20 protein-coding genes and 1 pseudogene are annotated in these 16,576 nt (G+C 56.8%); 16 read left to right on the top strand and 5 right to left on the bottom strand.

Annotated features, from left to right (window positions below):
- The first annotated feature begins 8 nt into the window (after positions 1 to 8).
- Positions 9 to 635: a helix-turn-helix domain-containing protein gene (locus LRS40_RS02190; protein WP_231312988.1), complete on the top strand. Its 627-nt coding sequence runs from the start codon at positions 9 to 11 to the stop codon at positions 633 to 635.
- On the opposite strand, the gene ampH is transcribed toward LRS40_RS02190, so the two are convergent.
- Positions 632 to 1,801 (bottom strand): D-alanyl-D-alanine-carboxypeptidase/endopeptidase AmpH, encoded by a 1,170-nt coding sequence (ampH, locus tag LRS40_RS02185; RefSeq protein WP_156263059.1) that lies wholly within the window; start codon positions 1,799 to 1,801, stop codon positions 632 to 634. The two genes, LRS40_RS02190 and ampH, sit on opposite strands and share 4 nt — an antisense overlap.
- 286 nt (positions 1,802 to 2,087) lie before the next feature.
- On the opposite strand from ampH, the gene sbmA reads away from it, so the two are divergent.
- Together sbmA and LRS40_RS02175 are read left to right on the top strand one after the other, a co-directional pair.
- Positions 2,088 to 3,308, top strand: coding sequence for a peptide antibiotic transporter SbmA (gene sbmA, locus LRS40_RS02180; protein WP_142488386.1), 1,221 nt, complete (start codon positions 2,088 to 2,090; stop codon positions 3,306 to 3,308).
- 14 nt (positions 3,309 to 3,322) lie between these two features.
- A complete protein-coding gene (locus tag LRS40_RS02175) occupies positions 3,323 to 4,423 on the top strand; it encodes a DUF1615 domain-containing protein (RefSeq protein ID WP_142488387.1) in 1,101 nt (366 codons plus the stop codon).
- Here the strand turns inward: LRS40_RS02175 and LRS40_RS02170 are convergent.
- The gene (locus LRS40_RS02170; RefSeq protein ID WP_106992096.1) at positions 4,420 to 4,722 is read right to left on the bottom strand and encodes a DUF2755 family protein; all 303 of its coding nucleotides are present in this window, start codon (positions 4,720 to 4,722) and stop codon (positions 4,420 to 4,422) included. The two genes, LRS40_RS02175 and LRS40_RS02170, sit on opposite strands and share 4 nt — an antisense overlap.
- A gap of 247 nt (positions 4,723 to 4,969) precedes the next feature.
- On the opposite strand from LRS40_RS02170, the gene LRS40_RS02165 reads away from it, so the two are divergent.
- A complete protein-coding gene (locus LRS40_RS02165; protein WP_142488388.1) occupies positions 4,970 to 5,188 on the top strand; it encodes a DUF2754 domain-containing protein in 219 nt (72 codons plus the stop codon).
- Here the strand turns inward: LRS40_RS02165 and ddlA are convergent.
- Positions 5,185 to 6,285 carry a D-alanine--D-alanine ligase gene (gene ddlA / locus LRS40_RS02160; RefSeq protein WP_231313857.1) on the bottom strand — a complete coding sequence of 367 codons (1,101 nt, stop codon included), beginning with the start codon at positions 6,283 to 6,285 and terminating at the stop codon, positions 5,185 to 5,187. The genes LRS40_RS02165 and ddlA overlap by 4 nt on opposite strands.
- A gap of 106 nt (positions 6,286 to 6,391) precedes the next feature.
- Between ddlA and LRS40_RS02155 the strand changes: the two genes are divergently transcribed.
- From LRS40_RS02155 to adrA, 6 genes and pseudogenes are all read left to right on the top strand, one after another.
- A complete protein-coding gene (locus LRS40_RS02155) occupies positions 6,392 to 7,111 on the top strand; it encodes an extensin family protein (RefSeq protein WP_231312987.1) in 720 nt (239 codons plus the stop codon).
- Between the two features lie 133 nt (positions 7,112 to 7,244).
- Positions 7,245 to 8,468, top strand: a complete 1,224-nt coding sequence (locus tag LRS40_RS02150; RefSeq protein ID WP_231312986.1) for a multidrug efflux MFS transporter — start codon at positions 7,245 to 7,247, stop codon at positions 8,466 to 8,468.
- A gap of 238 nt (positions 8,469 to 8,706) precedes the next feature.
- Positions 8,707 to 8,967, top strand: coding sequence for an anti-adapter protein IraP (gene iraP / locus LRS40_RS02145; RefSeq protein WP_142488392.1), 261 nt, complete (start codon positions 8,707 to 8,709; stop codon positions 8,965 to 8,967).
- Between the two features lie 99 nt (positions 8,968 to 9,066).
- A pseudogene (locus tag LRS40_RS02140) lies at positions 9,067 to 9,271 on the top strand (alkaline phosphatase); the annotation flags it as partial.
- 82 nt (positions 9,272 to 9,353) lie between these two features.
- Positions 9,354 to 9,674: a phosphate starvation-inducible protein PsiF gene (gene psiF / locus LRS40_RS02135; RefSeq protein WP_142488393.1), complete on the top strand. Its 321-nt coding sequence runs from the start codon at positions 9,354 to 9,356 to the stop codon at positions 9,672 to 9,674.
- 90 nt (positions 9,675 to 9,764) lie between these two features.
- A complete protein-coding gene (adrA, locus tag LRS40_RS02130; RefSeq protein WP_231312985.1) occupies positions 9,765 to 10,880 on the top strand; it encodes a diguanylate cyclase AdrA in 1,116 nt (371 codons plus the stop codon).
- Between the two features lie 14 nt (positions 10,881 to 10,894).
- Here adrA and proC read toward each other — a convergent pair whose 3' ends face one another.
- Complete coding sequence (gene proC, locus LRS40_RS02125) at positions 10,895 to 11,704, bottom strand: pyrroline-5-carboxylate reductase (protein WP_142488395.1); 810 nt, start codon at positions 11,702 to 11,704, stop codon at positions 10,895 to 10,897.
- An 86-nt stretch (positions 11,705 to 11,790) separates the two neighbouring features.
- On the opposite strand from proC, the gene LRS40_RS02120 reads away from it, so the two are divergent.
- The 5 genes from LRS40_RS02120 to ppnP all read left to right on the top strand — a co-directional run bounded on the left by LRS40_RS02120 (position 11,791) and on the right by ppnP (position 14,558).
- On the top strand, positions 11,791 to 12,249 hold the full coding sequence (locus LRS40_RS02120; protein ID WP_156263067.1) for a YaiI/YqxD family protein: 459 nt from the start codon (positions 11,791 to 11,793) through the stop codon (positions 12,247 to 12,249).
- Between the two features lie 273 nt (positions 12,250 to 12,522).
- Complete coding sequence (gene aroL, locus LRS40_RS02115) at positions 12,523 to 13,047, top strand: shikimate kinase AroL (protein WP_156263068.1); 525 nt, start codon at positions 12,523 to 12,525, stop codon at positions 13,045 to 13,047.
- Between the two features lie 45 nt (positions 13,048 to 13,092).
- Positions 13,093 to 13,284 (top strand): protein YaiA, encoded by a 192-nt coding sequence (yaiA, locus tag LRS40_RS02110; protein ID WP_142488398.1) that lies wholly within the window; start codon positions 13,093 to 13,095, stop codon positions 13,282 to 13,284.
- Between the two features lie 239 nt (positions 13,285 to 13,523).
- The gene (locus tag LRS40_RS02105; RefSeq protein WP_142488399.1) at positions 13,524 to 14,201 is read left to right on the top strand and encodes an AroM family protein; all 678 of its coding nucleotides are present in this window, start codon (positions 13,524 to 13,526) and stop codon (positions 14,199 to 14,201) included.
- Between the two features lie 72 nt (positions 14,202 to 14,273).
- Positions 14,274 to 14,558 (top strand): pyrimidine/purine nucleoside phosphorylase, encoded by a 285-nt coding sequence (ppnP, locus tag LRS40_RS02100; RefSeq protein WP_106992107.1) that lies wholly within the window; start codon positions 14,274 to 14,276, stop codon positions 14,556 to 14,558.
- A 57-nt stretch (positions 14,559 to 14,615) separates the two neighbouring features.
- On the opposite strand, the gene rdgC is transcribed toward ppnP, so the two are convergent.
- Complete coding sequence (gene rdgC / locus LRS40_RS02095) at positions 14,616 to 15,527, bottom strand: recombination-associated protein RdgC (protein WP_156263070.1); 912 nt, start codon at positions 15,525 to 15,527, stop codon at positions 14,616 to 14,618.
- Positions 15,528 to 15,651: 124 nt separating this feature from the next.
- Between rdgC and mak the strand changes: the two genes are divergently transcribed.
- On the top strand, positions 15,652 to 16,557 hold the full coding sequence (gene mak / locus LRS40_RS02090) for a fructokinase (protein ID WP_231312984.1): 906 nt from the start codon (positions 15,652 to 15,654) through the stop codon (positions 16,555 to 16,557).
- Positions 16,558 to 16,576: the final 19 nt, after the last annotated feature.

Genomic DNA, 16,576 nt, shown 5'->3' with positions numbered 1-16,576 from the left:
AGACCTGCATGAACCGGTATGCAAAACCCCTTTCTGAATTCTCCCGGCTCGAAAAGTGCCTCTCTGCGCACAGCACGCCGTTCAAACTGTCTGCCCAGCTTCCGGTGTTTGGCGAGCGCAACGAAGAAAATCACTGCGCGGTGGTGCTGCAGTCTGGATCGCTCAGCATTCACCGCCAGCAGGATGATTTACTGGTCGAGATTGTCGCCGCGCCCTACATCTTCGGGATTAACGCCGGCATGATGGGCTGTAGCACAGAGTACCTGCTGATATCACAATCGCCCTGTTCCGGGTTCTATCTCCCCGCCGCCAGCGCCCGCCATCTGATCCAGCAGGCCGGTTTATGGTCTGATGCGTTCTGCTGGCTCTCCTGGCACCACCAGGTGATGGAGATCCGCGACAAGCAGCTGGTGGGCAATAACTCGTACAGCCAGATCCGCGCCACGCTGCTGGATATGGCCCAGTGGGATGAAGCGTTACGTATGCGGGTGGGGGTGATGAGCTACATTCAGCGCCGCACGCGTATTTCGCGTTCGGTGGTGGCAGAGGTGCTGGCGGCGTTACGGCAGGGGAACTACATCACGATGGAGCGGGGCAAACTGGTTAGCGTCAACCGTTTGCCCGCTGAATATTAGTCCAGGGAAGCGGTGATCGCCTGCGGCTTGTTCTCGCTCAGCTCCACCACCAGCTGGTTGACGCCGTCGCTCATATTGACGAAACGCGTAAGCGGCGAGCGCGTCACCACCACAAATACCCCAACGTTAGACTGCGGGATCATCGCCATATAGGTGATGAATCCGCCGCCACCGCCGGTTTTCTGGATAATGCCCGGACGACCGTTTTTCGGCGCCAGATAGACCCAGCCGAGGCCCAGCGCGTCCGCGCGGCCTGGCACATCCATGCCAATCACTCGCGTTAACTGGCTGCGCTGATAGATCAGCGTCTGCATTCTGTCGGCCTGATTGCTGCGCGCGTAGAAATCAGAGGAGAGGAACTGCTGCATCCAGCGCATCATGTCGCCCGGGGTGGAGTAAACCCCGCCGCTGCCCACTGCCGCCAGAGTGTTGTTACACGGGCTGGCCCCTTTTTCCGCCACCATCAGGCGCTTGCACTGATCGGGGGAGGGGGTAAAGGTGGTGTCTTTCATTCCCAGCGGACGGGCGATTTGCTCGTCGAACAGCTGAGCGTAGGGTTTGCCCGCCGCGTTGCCCAGCGCATCGGCCAGCAGATCAAAGGCCAGGTTTGAGTAGGCGGCCTGCGAACCCGGTGATGATTTCAGGGTCGCCGTCGATAACCAGTTCCAGCGTTGATCCCGGGTCGGCCAGACAAATACCGGACGATGGGCGGCACCGCCGGGCTGTTCGCGCGGCAGGGCGCTGGTGTGGGTGGCAAGGTTGACGAGCGTAATGGGCGCGCCCTGATATGTCGGCACCCGGGCCCCCGGCGGGGCGTATTTGCTTAACGGATCGTTTAGCTTCACCACGCCCTGATCGAGCAGCTTAACCAGCATCTCACTGGTCATCAGTTTGGTCAGAGAGGCAATGCGTACCACCGAATCCAGCTGCGGGTGAACATTATTACCCGGACGTGTTTCGCCAAAGCTGCGGAATACGCGCTGGTTACCGTCAATCGCCACCAGGGCCATCCCCGTTGCGCCGCTGCCGTAAAAAATAAGATTCGCATAGCGATCGACCACATCCGAAGCGAAGGCCGGATCGGCAATCGGCTGGGCAGGGGCAGCCTGCACGCAGGTGAGGCTGGCCGCATACAGCGCGGCGGAGAGTAACAGACTACGTTTCAACGAAAGCATCCATGAAGTGAATGAGAAAAGTATGCGTATTTATACTACTAAACGGCGTATTGCAAAGGCCTGAACAGCATAACGATAGCGTGAAAAACGTAACCATGGGTAAATACAAACAATTTCGTTATTACCGATCTCATGTTTTGTGACATTGCGCTTATGATACCTGTCAGCTCATTTACTTTTCCGTGCAGGTGGCGGTTGACGGCGAACTAAAACCAGGCCGGCAGGTCTGATAATCCGTCGTCCACAGCAGTAGCGATAACTACAAGAAGGAAGCGTTATGTTTAAGTCGTTTTTCCCCAAACCGGGGCCCTTTTTCCTTTCGGCCTTTATTTGGGCCCTGATCGCTGTCATTTTCTGGCAGGCCGGTGGCGCTGACGGTTTTGCGCGTCTGGTCGGTGCCACAGGCGATGTGCCAATCAGCGCGGCGCGTTTCTGGTCGCCGGGCTATCTGCTCTTTTATGCTTATTACGCCTTCTGCATCGGGGCGTTTGCCCTGTTCTGGTTTATCTACTCGCCGCACCGCTGGCAGTACTGGTCGATTCTCGGTACCTCGCTGATTATCTTTGTCACCTGGTTTCTGGTGGAGGTCGGGGTGGCGGTCAACGCCTGGTATGCGCCGTTCTACGATCTGATCCAGACCGCGCTCAGCGCGCCGCACAAAGTCACTATTAACCAGTTTTATCATGAAGTCGGCGTGTTCCTCGGGATCGCGCTGATCGCCGTTGTTATTGGCGTGATGAATAATTTCTTTGTCAGCCACTACGTGTTCCGCTGGCGCACCGCGATGAACGAATACTATATGGCCCACTGGCAGCAGCTGCGCCATATCGAAGGTGCCGCCCAGCGTGTGCAGGAAGATACCATGCGCTTCGCATCCACCCTTGAAGATATGGGGGTCAGCTTTATCAACGCCATCATGACCCTGATCGCCTTCCTGCCGGTGCTGGTTACGCTGTCTGCCCACGTGCCGGAACTGCCAATTGTCGGCCATCTGCCGTACGGCCTGGTGATCGCCGCGATTGTCTGGTCGCTGATGGGTACGGGTCTGCTGGCGGCGGTGGGGATCAAACTGCCGGGGCTGGAGTTTAAAAACCAGCGCGTCGAAGCGGCCTACCGTAAAGAGCTGGTCTATGGCGAAGACGACGCCAGCCGCGCCTCGCCGCCGACGGTGCGCGAACTGTTCGGCGCGGTGCGTCGCAACTATTTCCGCCTCTATTTCCACTACATGTACTTCAACATCGCCCGCATCCTTTATCTGCAGGTGGATAACGTTTTCGGCTTGTTCCTGCTGTTCCCGTCGATTGTGGCCGGTACTATCACCCTGGGTCTTATGACGCAAATCACCAATGTGTTTGGTCAGGTACGGGGGTCGTTCCAGTATCTGATCAGCTCATGGACCACGCTGGTGGAGCTGATGTCAATCTATAAACGTTTACGCAGTTTTGAACGTGAGCTGGATGGTCAGGATCTACAGGAAGTGACCCATACATTGAGCTAATACAGGGAGTCGTTATGTCTTTTATCGTACCGCGTGCATTACCCTTTTCGCTGCTTGCCGCCCTGGTGTTAGCCGGGTGTGCTGAGAGGGAAGCTGCGCCACTGAAAAAGGGCGAAAAGCCCGTCGATGTGGCCAGCGTCGTGCGACAAAAAATGCCCGCCACGGTGAAAGACCGGGACCAGTGGGCCTCGGCGCTGGCAAAAACCTTTGAGAGCCAGAAGATTGCCCCCACCGAGGAGAATATCTGCTCGGTGTTGGCGGTGGCGCAGCAGGAGTCGCTGTATCAGTCCGATCCGGCGGTGCCGGGGCTGAACAAAATCGCCTGGAAAGAGATCGATCGCCGGGCAGAAAAGCTGCACATCCCGGCGTTCCTGGTCCATACGGCGCTGAAAATCACCTCGCCGAACGGGAAAAGCTACAGCGAGCGGCTGGATACGGTGAAAACCGAGAAACAGCTGAGCGCCATCTTCGACGATATGATCGGTACGGTGCCGATGGGGCAGACCCTGTTTGGCTCCCTGAACCCGGTGCATACCGGTGGGCCAATGCAGGTCAGTATCGCCTTCGCGGAAAAGCATACCGACGGCTATCCGTGGAAAATCGAGAATACGGTGCGTCAGGAGGTCTTTTCCCTGCGCGGCGGCCTGTGGTTTGGCACTTACCATCTGCTGAACTATCCCGCCAGCTACGATGTGCCGCTCTACCGCTTTGCTGACTTCAACGCCGGCTGGTACGCCAGCCGCAATGCGGCATTCCAGAGTGCAGTCAGCCGCGCCAGCGGGGTGAAGCTGGCGCTGGACGGAGATCTGATCGTCTATGGCAGCAGCGAGGCAGGGAAGACGGAACTGGCGGTGCGTAAGCTTAAAAGCAAGCTGGATATGAGCGACAGTGAGATTCGCCAGCAGCTGGCGAAAGGCGACAGCCTGGCATTTGAGAAAACCGAACTTTATCAGCAGGTGTACAAGCTGGCGGAGCAGAAGAGCGGAAAGAAACTCCCGAAAGCGATATTACCGGGGATCCAGCTTGAGAGCCCGAAAATCACCCGCAATCTGACTACCGCCTGGTTTGCCCAGCGCGTTGACGATCGCCGGGCGAAGTGTATGGCGCTGAATTAGCGGTAGCGGCGCCAGCGCACGACCAGGGCAACGGCGCCCAACACCACCAGCCCCACAAGGAACGGGATCAGCCCGAATACGGTCCCGACGCCCAGCCCAATCTCCACGCGCGGGCGACCGGAGTCTTCGACCTGCATCAGGTGCTCATACACGCCGGGAGCATGCACAAGGATATTCAGCAGCTGTGAGCCTGCCCAGAAGCAGAACAGCACAAACAGAGCGTATGCGATATTTCCTGCCGTGGAGGTCTTAGGTTGTCTGGTGCTGAAAATCGGCTTCGACATAGTAAAGTCTGCCATAACTACCTCCGGAATGTTCTGCCTGGCTATATGCCTGTTGTACACGCTGAGTTTGACAGCTCATGGCGGATGTCAATATCGGAATGATGGTAATTTGGCCTGGAGAATTCTCCTGGATGTGCAATTTTTGCCGCGCATCACAGATTTTTTACTTAAGTGAAATTCACTCTCATTTCAGATTTTCCGCATACGCCGCAGACCTGACGACAAAACTGTGCGAGGATAGATTTTTTCTTCTGGAGCGACCATGAAACTGCCTGCCAAAATCCGCCGTGACTGGCACTTCTACGCCTTTGCTATTGGGCTGATTTTTATTCTGAACGGGGTGGTGGGGCTGCTGGGCTTCGAAGCGAAGGGCTGGCAAACCTATGCGGTAGGGCTGGTGACCTGGGTTATCAGTTTCTGGCTGGCAGGGTTTATCATTCGCCGTCGCCCGGAAGAGACGACGGCGAACGACGCGGATTAACCGTTAACGGAAATCTGTAGTGCGCTGTCAGCGGCATGTCGCTCCAGCGCCAGTTCAATCAGGCGGGTAATCAGATCCGGGTAGCTGAGGCCGCTGGCCTGCCACAGTTTCGGGTACATGCTGATGTTGGTGAAGCCTGGCAGTGTGTTGATTTCATTGATCACGACGCGATTATCCGCCGTTAAGAAGACATCGACACGCGCCATGCCGCGACAGCCCAGCGCCTGATACGCCTCAATGGCAATGGCGCGGATCGCGTCGTTCACCTCTGGATCCAGCGCGGCGGGCACCACCACCTGAGCGCCCTGGTCGTCGATGTATTTGGTGTCGTAAGAGTAGAAATCGCTGTTCAGCACCACTTCACCACAGGTGCTGGCCTGCGGGAAATCATTCCCCAGCACCGCGCACTCAATCTCACGGCCTTTGATTCCCTGTTCCACCACCACTTTGTGATCGAAGGTAAAGGCCAGACGCACTGCCTCGCTGAACTGCGCTTCGCTGTTCACTTTGCTGACGCCGACGGAGGAGCCCTGGTTCGCCGGTTTGACGAACAGCGGCAGGCCAAAGCGGGCGCTGAGATCGGCAAAGGTATGCTGGTCGCGGTTGGCGCGGGTCAGGGTGACAAAGGGGGCCACGTTCAGCCCGGCATCGCGCAGCAGGCGCTTGGTGACGTCCTTATCCATACAGGCGGCGGAACCGAGCACGTCGGAGCCGACGAACGGCAGGTTAGCCATCCGCAGCATCCCCTGCAGGGAGCCGTCTTCGCCCAGCGTGCCGTGGACAATCGGGAAAATGACGTCGATCTGTGACAGTGTCTGCCCGGTACTGGCATTGATCAGCTGGCCCTGCATCATGCCTGGCACAGTGGCAACGCTAATCTCAGACGGGTTCAGCGCGATGTGCGCCGGATCGTCAGCGTTGAGCAGATAGCCCTGCTCGTCGTTAATGTGCCATTGACCCTGTTTATCAATGCCTAACAGCACGACCTCAAAGCGGCTCTTATCAATCGCGTTAACAATATTTTTGGCCGATTGCAGCGACACTTCGTGCTCGGCTGATTTTCCCCCAAAGACAATACCTACCCGCAACTTCGCCATCACTTCGCTCATCCACTCTGACTCAAAACGCTTACCCTATCACGATGCCCGGCGGAATTCGCCGCCTTCTGCCATAATGTTTTGGCACATTGTTTCAGGAGGGTGAGTGAAAGGGAAAAGCCTGATTATCTGTCTTGCTGTCATTTCTGCGGCCATCGCAAGTTACCGCTGGCTGCCGTCGTATTACAACCCCTTTGCCCCGCTATCTCTCGACGATCCTCCCGGGACCCTGACCCAGTTTAAGCTCAGGCGCCTGTCCCCTGAGCATTGTGAAATACTGCTGGCGCAGGCCAATGCGCGCCAGCTGATCCGCACCCAGACGGTGGCCGACAGCACGGGAGAGTGTCCGCTGAGCGACGTGGTGCGCGTGCGTAGCTTTGGCAGCGTCAGCCTCAGCAGCAGCTTTCTCGCCAGCTGCCCGCTGGCGCTCAGCTCGGCGCTGTTCGTCAACCAGCAGGCCCGGCCCCTTACCCAAACCATGATGGGCAGCAGCCTGTCGCGCATTGACCATCTGGGCAGCTTTGCCTGTCGGAACATCTATCATCGTCCCAATGCCCGGCGCAGCGAGCATGCCAGCGCCGAGGCGCTGGATATCAGCGGCTTTACGCTGGAGAACGGGCAGCGGATCTCGGTCCTGCGCGGCTGGCAAAACGCCACCACCCAGCCGTGGCTGCGGGCGCTGCTCGGGGCCAGCTGCGGCTACTTCGGCAATGCCCTCGGCCCGGATTACAATGCCGCCCACGCCAACCATTTTCATCTGGGCATGCGCGGTTTTGGCTACTGCCCGCAAAGTATAAATCACCAGATAGAAGGCAAAAATATGTGACATGTTTCACAGATATGATGACTGGGAAGATAAAACACCGAAGTCGCGGCAGGCGCATCTCTGATAACTTTCGGCACAGCCTGAGTTGGTAATCTGATAGCGAATTCATGCAAAACGAAGACAGTATCCGCCTATGGAATCGTGGAAAGTTAACCTCATTTCGGTCTGGTTCGGTTGTTTTTTCACCGGCCTTGCCATCAGCCAGATTTTACCCTTTTTGCCGCTGTACGTGTCCCAGCTTGGCGTCTCGTCTCACGAGGCGTTGTCGATGTGGTCGGGCCTGACTTTCAGCGTCACGTTTCTGGTCTCGGCCATTGTCTCGCCAATGTGGGGCAGCCTGGCCGACCGCAAAGGGCGCAAGCTGATGCTGCTGCGCGCCTCGCTGGGAATGGCGATTGCGATCCTGCTCCAGGCTTTTGCCACTAACGTCTGGCAACTGTTCCTGCTGCGTGCGCTGATGGGGCTGACCTCCGGCTATATCCCGAATGCCATGGCGCTGGTGGCCTCACAGGTGCCCCGGGAGCGCAGCGGCTGGGCCATCAGTACCCTGTCGACGGCGCAGATCAGCGGCGTGATCGGCGGCCCGCTGATGGGGGGCTTTCTGGCTGACCACGTGGGCCTGCGCGCGGTGTTCCTCATCACCGCCGTCCTGCTGGTGATCAGCTTTCTGGTGACGTTGTTTCTGATTAAAGAGGGGGCTCGTCCGACGACGAGCAAGGCGGAGCGGCTGAGCGGTAAGGCGGTGTTTGCCTCGCTGCCCTACCCATGGCTGATGCTCAGCCTGTTTATCACCACTATGGTGATCCAGCTCTGTAACGGTTCGGTGGGGCCGATCCTCGCACTGTTTATTCAGTCGATGGCGCCCGACAGCAATAATATCGCCTTCCTCAGCGGGATGATTGCCGCCGTGCCGGGCATCTCCGCGCTGATGTCTGCCCCGCGTCTGGGCAAGCTGGGGGATCGCATCGGCACCGGTCGCATTCTGATGGCGACGCTTATCGTGGCGGTGGTGCTCTTTTTTGCCATGTCCTTTGTCACCACCCCCTTCCAGCTTGGGGTGCTGCGCTTCCTGCTGGGCTTTGCCGATGGTGCCATGCTGCCTGCCGTACAGACGCTGCTGATTAAATACTCCAGCGATCGGGTGACCGGGCGGATCTTCGGTTATAACCAGTCATTTATGTATCTGGGGAACGTCGCCGGTCCGCTGATGGGGGCGGCAGTCTCGGCGATGGCCGGTTTCCGCTGGGTTTTTGCCGCCACCGCGGTGGTGGTCTTATTGAATATAATCCAGCTGGCATGGGCCATGCGGCGGCGACGCCAGCAGGAAGCCAGCATCCGGGAGAATAAGCGGTTGTAGCCTTGCTGTATAATATATTTAAGCAGGGCTGTCATTATCTTTTATTTGAAATGGCGGTTCTGCTTTTATTTTGCACTGCCTCGACGCTTTAATTTAATTTAAAGTGCCTCTTTCCCGGCTGCCCGGCAGATTAATTTATCAGGAGTGTGTTGTCCGGCTAAAAATAGTACTTTTAACTACTTTGCAAGCCTCAGGCATAATGATAACGTCGGAAAAAATCTCATAAGGAAATAGCGCTGTGAAAAATCTCATTGCTGAGTTGTTGCTGAAGCTTGCACAAAAGGAAGAAGAGTCAAAAGAGCTGGTGGCCCAGGTCGAAGCGTTAGAAATTGTGGTAACCGCGCTGTTACGACAGATGGCGCAAAGTGAGCAGCAGGCGCTGATTGATAGCGTGGAAGGCGCGCTGGATGAGGCCCGACCAGACACACAGGTCTCTGAGCAGGACAGCGAAATGCTGCAGCAATACGTAAAAAAGCTGTTACGGCACCCGCGCAACTGAACGGTCATCTGACGTAATTTCATGTCATAGAACCGTCACATCGGTTGCCTATAGTCGCTCTGTTTTATTTTTTTATGTATTTCTACATGGAAAAAATAAGTGAAACAGAGCGCACTTTATATTGCATTACTGTCCCTGTTATTTACCCCCACAATTTATGCTGAAACTGTGGCATCGACCAGGGTTCTGAATAATCGTGCCGCCCAGGGTGATATCACCCAGCCTGCCCCTGACCGGGCAATATACCCACTATGCGCCTGATAAAAAATCCGGCAAGCCAGATGGCGTTACCGACTCCACTGCCCGGCACGAAAAAACACCTAACGGGTGGTTTTTTCAGCAGCACGAACCAGACTTACTGTGATCATCCACAGAAGGAAAGTGCTATGAAAATCACACTGCTGGTTACGCTGCTCTTTGGTCTGTTTTCTCTTACCCCGGTGGGGGCCCAGGATAAACAGCAAACCCCGCAGCAGCAACGTATGACCACCTGCAATCAACAGGCCACCGCCCAGGCGCTGAAGGGCGATTCCCGTAAGACCTATATGAGCGACTGCCTGAAAAACGCCTCCTCTAAACCCGGCGAAAAAAGCCTGACGCCGCAGCAACAAAGGATGCGCGAATGCAACAGTCAGGCGACCCAACAATCCCTTAAAGGCGACGATCGAAATAAGTTTATGAGTGCCTGTCTGAAGAAAAACGGCTAGTTCAAACGGGTGAGCGAGCCCGGTGGCTCACCCGAAATATCATACTTAGCCTTGAGTAAGCCTTTCTATAATTTGGGAAAATGCTTTTGAGTGTTCCCAAAAATTATGAATGATGAAAACTTTTACAGCAAAGTCTATGCCCGGGAAGGAATGAGTCAGGCGCATTCAGCGGATGAGTATCACCGTGCGGGTATCCGACTGGCTCGTCGGCTGCGTTGGCCGCGAGCGGTGGGTCTGGGCATTCTCTTCTTACCGATTGCCAGCGTGCTGGTCGCGCAGCCGGTCAACGGTGTCTGGTGGCTGCTGCTGGTTGGCTGGGCGTTTGTCTGGCCCCATCTGGCCTGGCAATTAGCAGCGCGTTCTACCGATCCCTGGAACGGCGAGATGTTTAACCTCAAAGTCGACGCCATTGTGGCCGGGGTCTGGATTGGGGTGATGGGAATTAATGCCATGCCAAGCGCGGCGCTGGTCATGATGATAAGCATGAACCTTATTGGCGTGGGCGGGATCCGGCTGTACGGCCCCGGGGTGATGATGACCGCACTGGCGGCGCTGGTCTCCCTGCAGCTCACGCGCGTGACGCCGGACTACGTCAGCACGCCGCTGGAACTCTGGCTCGCGCTGCCGGTGATCGTCTTTTACCCGATGCTGTTTGCCTGGGTGAGTTTCCATACGACGAGTCGTCTGGTGGAACATAAGCGCCGGCTTGAGCTGATGAGTACTCTTGATGGTATGACGGGGGTGTTTAATCGTCGCCACTGGGAAGTTTTGCTGCGCACAGAATATGAAAACTGCCGCCGCTACCACCGTAGCGCCACGCTCCTGCTGATCGATATCGATCACTTCAAGAGCATTAACGATACCTGGGGCCACGACGTTGGCGATCAGGCGATTGTCGCCGTCACCCGGCAGCTACAGCTCACGCTACGCGCCAGCGATATGATTGGCCGCTTTGGCGGTGATGAGTTTGCGGTGATCATGAGCGGCACGCAGGCGGAAAGCGCCATTGCGGCAATGTCGCGGGTACACGAACGGCTGGCAGATTTACATCTGCCGGGATCGCCTCAGGTAAAGATATCCATCAGCGTCGGCGTAGCGCCGCTCACGACGTCGATGGTGCATTATCAGGAGTGGCTTAAAGCGGCGGATATCGCGCTCTACAAAGCGAAAAATGCCGGACGTAACCGCACCGAAGTGGCGGCCTGACGTCCGGCAGTCGGTCAGGACTTACTCAGCAGCTCTGATTTTTCCATGCACTTATTCATGGCTTCAATGACGGCGGCACGGAAGCCGCGCTCCTCCAGCACCCGCACTGCTTCAATAGTGGTGCCGCCCGGGGAACAGACCATATCTTTCAGCTCGCCCGGATGTTTACCGGTTTCGAGTACCATTTTGGCTGAGCCCATCACCGCCTGCGCGGCAAATTTATAGGCCTGCGCGCGCGGCATCCCGCCGAGAACGGCCGCATCGGCCATCGCTTCGATAAACATAAATACGTAGGCGGGCGCCGATCCGCTGACCCCGACCACCGGGTGGATCATCGCCTCGGCAATCACCTCGGCTTCCCCGAAACAGCGGAAAATGTTGATCACATCGGCCACCTCTTCGGCGGTCACCAGCGCGTTAGGGGTGATGGAGGTCATGCCCGCATTGACCAGCGACGGCGTGTTAGGCATGGCGCGGACGATTTTACGATCATGGCCCAGCGCGCGCGCCAGTTGATCGAGGGTGACGCCTGCGGCGATGGAGACCACCAGCGTCTCTTTATTCAGGCTGGAGGTGATATCGCTCAGGACTTTCACCATCATGTTCGGCTTCACTGCCCCGAAGACGATATCGGCTACCTGCGCCACTTCCTGAGCACTTTGCGCGGCGTTGATCCCGTACTGGTCGTGCAGGGCGGCGACTTTGTCCGGCGAGGGGGTATAGACCCAAATCTGGCCTGGCAGGACCTGACCGCTGGCAATCAGACCGCCGAGAATGGCTTTGCCCATATTACCGCAGCCGATAAAACCGATTTTCTTCTCCATCACGTCTCCCTCTTAAACTTTGTTATGATTGTGGAACTTTAGCCTATCAGGTTTTATTACGCAGCATTATATGCCGGAGAGAGAAGATGGCGATTTGGGTGGATGCCGATGCGTGTCCGAATGTCATTAAAGAGATCCTGTTTCGTGCCGCCGAGCGCGTCCAGATGCCGATGACGCTGGTGGCGAATCAGAACCTGCGGGTACCGCCGTCCCGCTTTATTCGCACCCTGCGGGTACCGGCCGGTTTTGACGTGGCCGATAACGAAATTGTGCGTTTGTGCAGCGCCGACGACCTGGTGATCACCGCCGATATCCCGCTGGCGGCAGAAGTGCTGGAGAAAGGGGCGGCGGCGCTGAACCCGCGCGGGGAACGTTACTCCCCGGCCACCATTCGCGAAAAGCTGACGATGCGCGATTTTATGGATACCCTGCGTGCCAGCGGCGTGCAGACCGGCGGGCCGGACAGTTTATCCCCGCGCGACAGGCAGCTGTTTGCCGCCGAACTCGATAAATGGCTGCTGGAAGTGAAGCGCCGCCAGGGTTAATCATCACCATGACATATGATTTGACCAGGATTACCCCGTTCCGGGGTTGTCAACGGCGGGTGGCTTCAGGTAAGGTGAGCGCACCATTCAGTGCCATTATTTCTTTACAGAATCCCCCTTTATATATCCGGGGTTGACTGGAATGTCATTTTAATACCACATCTGGTGTAATAATATTTTTACGATTAACTTATGTACTAGTTTAATGGTATCATTGCACGCTTTTCGACTTTACCTACCGCATGTGCGCGGCCTCAAAGGGAACTTCTGGTTATGACCCAGCCTATTTTTTTAATTGGCCCCCGCGGCTGTGGAAAAACAACCGTCGGTCTGGAACTGGCTCGTCTGTGCCAGAGCGAATTTGTCGACACCGATCACTGGTTGCAGACCCACGCCGGTCAAAGCATTGCCGAGATCGTTGAGCAGGAAGGGTGGGAGAGTTTCCGCGCCCGCGAAACGGCGACCCTCGAGGCGGTGACGGCGGGTTCCGGCATTATTGCTACCGGCGGCGGCATTATTCTGTCGGCCTGGAACCGGCAGTTTATGCGCGAAAAGGGTACTGTGATTTACCTTAGCGCGCCGGTGCCGGTGCTGGTTGAACGCCTCGAAGCCTTCCCGGAAGAGGGCCAGCGCCCGACCCTGACCGGCAAGCCCATCAGCGAAGAGGTGAGTGCGGTGCTGGCAGAGCGCGACGCCCTCTATCGCGAAGCCGCTCACCACGTCGTCGATGCTTCGCTGCCACCGGCCCAGGTGGTACAAAATATCGTAACCGCACTGCATCTGGCATGCGCCAGCTAACTGATGTCTATACTGATAGTTCAGCCATTAAAAAAAGGATGAACTATGCCAACCAGACCTCCCTATCCGCGTGAAGCCCGTATCGTTGCCGTTGAAAAAGGTGCGACGGGCCAGACTGTCACCTGGTATCAGCTGCGTGCTGACCACCCAAAACCCGATTCGCTGATCAGCGAGCACGAAACGGAGCTCGAAGCGCAGGATGCCAAAGTGCGTTACGAAGACCCGGATAAGGCCTGATCAAAATCTGAAAGCGGAAAAAACCGAACGCTAATCATACTATTTAAAAAGCGATAACCTTAAACGGAGGGTAATGTACAGGTTTTACAGACACATCCTGTCAGGCTCGCGGATCTTTACATTCCGGTACGTTAATCTGCTGCTACGCTTTTCAGCACTTTTTCCTGAACAGCGCACTGTACAGCGAAGCGAGCCTGTCTCTGTGTCACGGTCGGTGGTAGTAAAGAAAGGCGAGAATGATGAAAGCGACGTTGGCGATCCTCACCATTGGGGTAGTCCCGGTAAGCGAAGTGCTCCCGCTCTTAACGGAGCATATCTCTGAACAACAGATCACGCACCACAGTCTGCTCGGTACGCTGAGCAGGGAAGAGGTCATGGAAGACTACGCCCCTGAACCGGGTGAGGCGCTGCTGCCAACCCTGCTCAGCGACGGCGAGCTGGGCAACGTTTCGCTGCCAAAGATCGAACGCGCCCTGCAGAGCGTGATTGAAGTCCTCGATAACCGGGACTATGAGGTGATCCTGTTGATGAGCACGGCGCCTGTCACCGGTCTCGTTGCCCGTAATGCGATCCTGCTTGAGCCGATGCGGATCATCCCGCCGCTGGTGGGATCGATTGTCGACAGCCATCAGGTGGGGGTGATCGTGCCGATCCCCGAACTGCTGGAAAACCAGTCGCATAAGTGGCGTGGGCTGGTGAATACCCCACTGCTCGCCGTGGCCAATCCATTCTGGGACAGCGAAACAAAACTGATCGCCGCCGGGCGCGATCTGCTGGAGCGCGGCGCGGACGTGCTGATGCTCGATTGCCTCGGTTTCCATCAACGTCACCGCGATTTACTGCAAAAAACCCTGGATGTGCCGGTGCTGCTGTCAAACGTGCTGGTCGCCCGGCTGGCCTCGGAATTGCTGGTCTGATGATTTTGCGTGACAGGCATGGAGCGTCACCCCTATATTGGATTCACATCCAATGACAATAAGGACCCGTCCATGCTTCAGAGTAATGAATACTTTTCCGGTAAAGTGAAGTCCATTGGTTTTACCAGCAGCATTACTGGCCGTGCCAGTGTTGGCGTGATGGCTGAAGGGGAGTATGCCTTCGGTACCGCGCAGCCTGAAGAGATGACCGTGGTCAGCGGTTCACTGAAAGTGTTATTGCCGGGGGAAACCGAGTGGAAGGTCTATAACCCGGGCGATGTTTTCAACGTGCCAGGCCACAGCGAATTCCATCTGCAGGTGGCTGAGCCTGCGTCCTATCTGTGTCGTTATCTGTAAAAAAAAGAGCCGGGTTAACCCGGCTCCTGTTTCTGGCATAAAGCCTGGCATGAAGCATTAACGCTGTGCTTCGCCGCCTAGCCCTTCCACCACGCTCTGAATCAACGCCGCCAGTTCACCCGTCATCAGAATGAAATCAGCATCAAAACGCTGGGCATAGTCGTCCCGGTCGATATCGTCGTTCTGATCGCGCAGCTCATCGGAGAACTTCAGGCGCTTGATGGAGCCATCGTCACACATCATGAACTGAATACGCTGCTGCCAGTCGAGTGCCAGCTTGGTCACCAGCTTGCCGGCTTCGATATGCACCGCGATCTCGTCGCTGACCAGCTCCTGCTTCTTGGCGCGGATAACGCCGCCGTCTTCAAGGATCGCTTTCAGCTCGGCTTCGTCCAGCAGCTGGAAACCCTGCGGGACGTTGTTGGCCCGCACCCACTCGGTGAGGGTCAGCTCGATCGGGTTTTCCATCGTCAGCGGCACCACCGGCAGCGAACCGAGGCTTTTACGCAGCAATGCCAGCGTATCTTCCGCTTTTTTGGCGCTGGCGCAGTCGACCATAATCAGGCCGTTAACCGTGTCGATCCACATCATTGTCTGGCTGAAGCGGCTAAAGGCACGCGGCAGCAACGAATGCAGAACTTCATCTTTCAGCGAATCTTTTTCCGTTTTTTTCAGCTTACGGCCCTGTTCGGCTTCCAGCTTGAAAATTTTGGCTTCCAGCGCCTGTTTCACTACTGGCGTCGGCAGGATCTTCTCTTCCTTACGCGCGCAGATAATGATTTGACCATTGGTGGTGTGGGTCAGCGCATCGCTCTGTGATCCCATAGGCGGAACCCATCCGGTTTTCGCCATGTCCTGGCTGCCACACGGGGTAAATGCGTAAAGGTCTAACTGTTTTTCCATCTCGTCGGCGCGCAGCTCGATGTCGCGGCTGAGACGGTAAACCATCAAATTTTTGAACCACAGCATGATAATTTCCACGGTCTTGTCGTTTAATTCAGCGGGCATGATAGCGAATTGTCGCATCGCTTGCATTGCTAATCGGGTAGCAGGCTTCTACTCTGTTGATAATCAAAAAAATGAGGAACGTCCTGTGCGAATTGGTATTGATCTCGGCGGCACCAAAACAGAAGTCATTGCCCTGGGCGAGCAGGGGGAACAGCTGTTCCGCCATCGCCTGCCGACCCCGCGCGATGATTACCGGCAGACCATTGAAACCATTGCTAGCCTGGTGGAGAAGGCCGAAAAGGCCACCGGCCAGACGGGCACGGTGGGCATGGGCATTCCAGGTTCGATTTCGCCCTATACCGGGGTGGTGAAAAATGCTAACTCCACCTGGCTTAACGGCCAGCCCTTCGACCGCGATTTAAGCCAGCGCCTGAACCGGGAAGTGCGGCTGGCGAACGACGCCAACTGCCTGGCAGTATCGGAGGCGATCGACGGCGCGGCAGCGGGGGCGCAGACGGTATTCGCGGTAATCATCGGCACCGGCTGTGGGGCAGGCGTGGCCTTTGGTGGCCGGGCCCATATCGGCGGCAACGGCACCCCAGGCGAGTGGGGACATAACCCGCTGCCGTGGATGGATGAGGACGAGCTGAAGTACCGCGCCGAAGTGCCGTGCTACTGCGGAAAACAGGGCTGTATCGAAACCTTTATTTCCGGCACCGGTTTCGCCACCGATTATCGTCGTCTGAGCGGACATCCGCTGAAAGGCAATGAGATCATGCGTCTGGTGGAAGAGCAGGACGCCGTTGCGGAGCTGGCCTTCAGCCGCTACGAAATGCGGCTGGCTAAATCGCTGGCGCACGTAGTGAATATTCTCGATCCGGACGTGATCGTGCTGGGCGGCGGGATGAGCAACGTGGATCGCCTCTATACCACCGTACCGCAGCTGGTGAAGCAGTGGGTGTTTGGCGGCGAATGTGAAACGCCGATCCGCAAAGCGGTACACGGCGACTCCAGCGGCGTGCGCGGCGCCGCCTGGTTATGGCCACACTGATCGTGTGAATGCCGGGCGG

The sequence above is a fragment of the Leclercia sp. G3L genome, from assembly GCF_021117075.1.
GTDB classification, from domain to species: domain Bacteria; phylum Pseudomonadota; class Gammaproteobacteria; order Enterobacterales; family Enterobacteriaceae; genus Enterobacter; species Enterobacter adecarboxylatus_C.
Note: the sequence above shows the minus strand (reverse complement) of the source record. Positions and strands in the feature narration are given on the sequence as shown.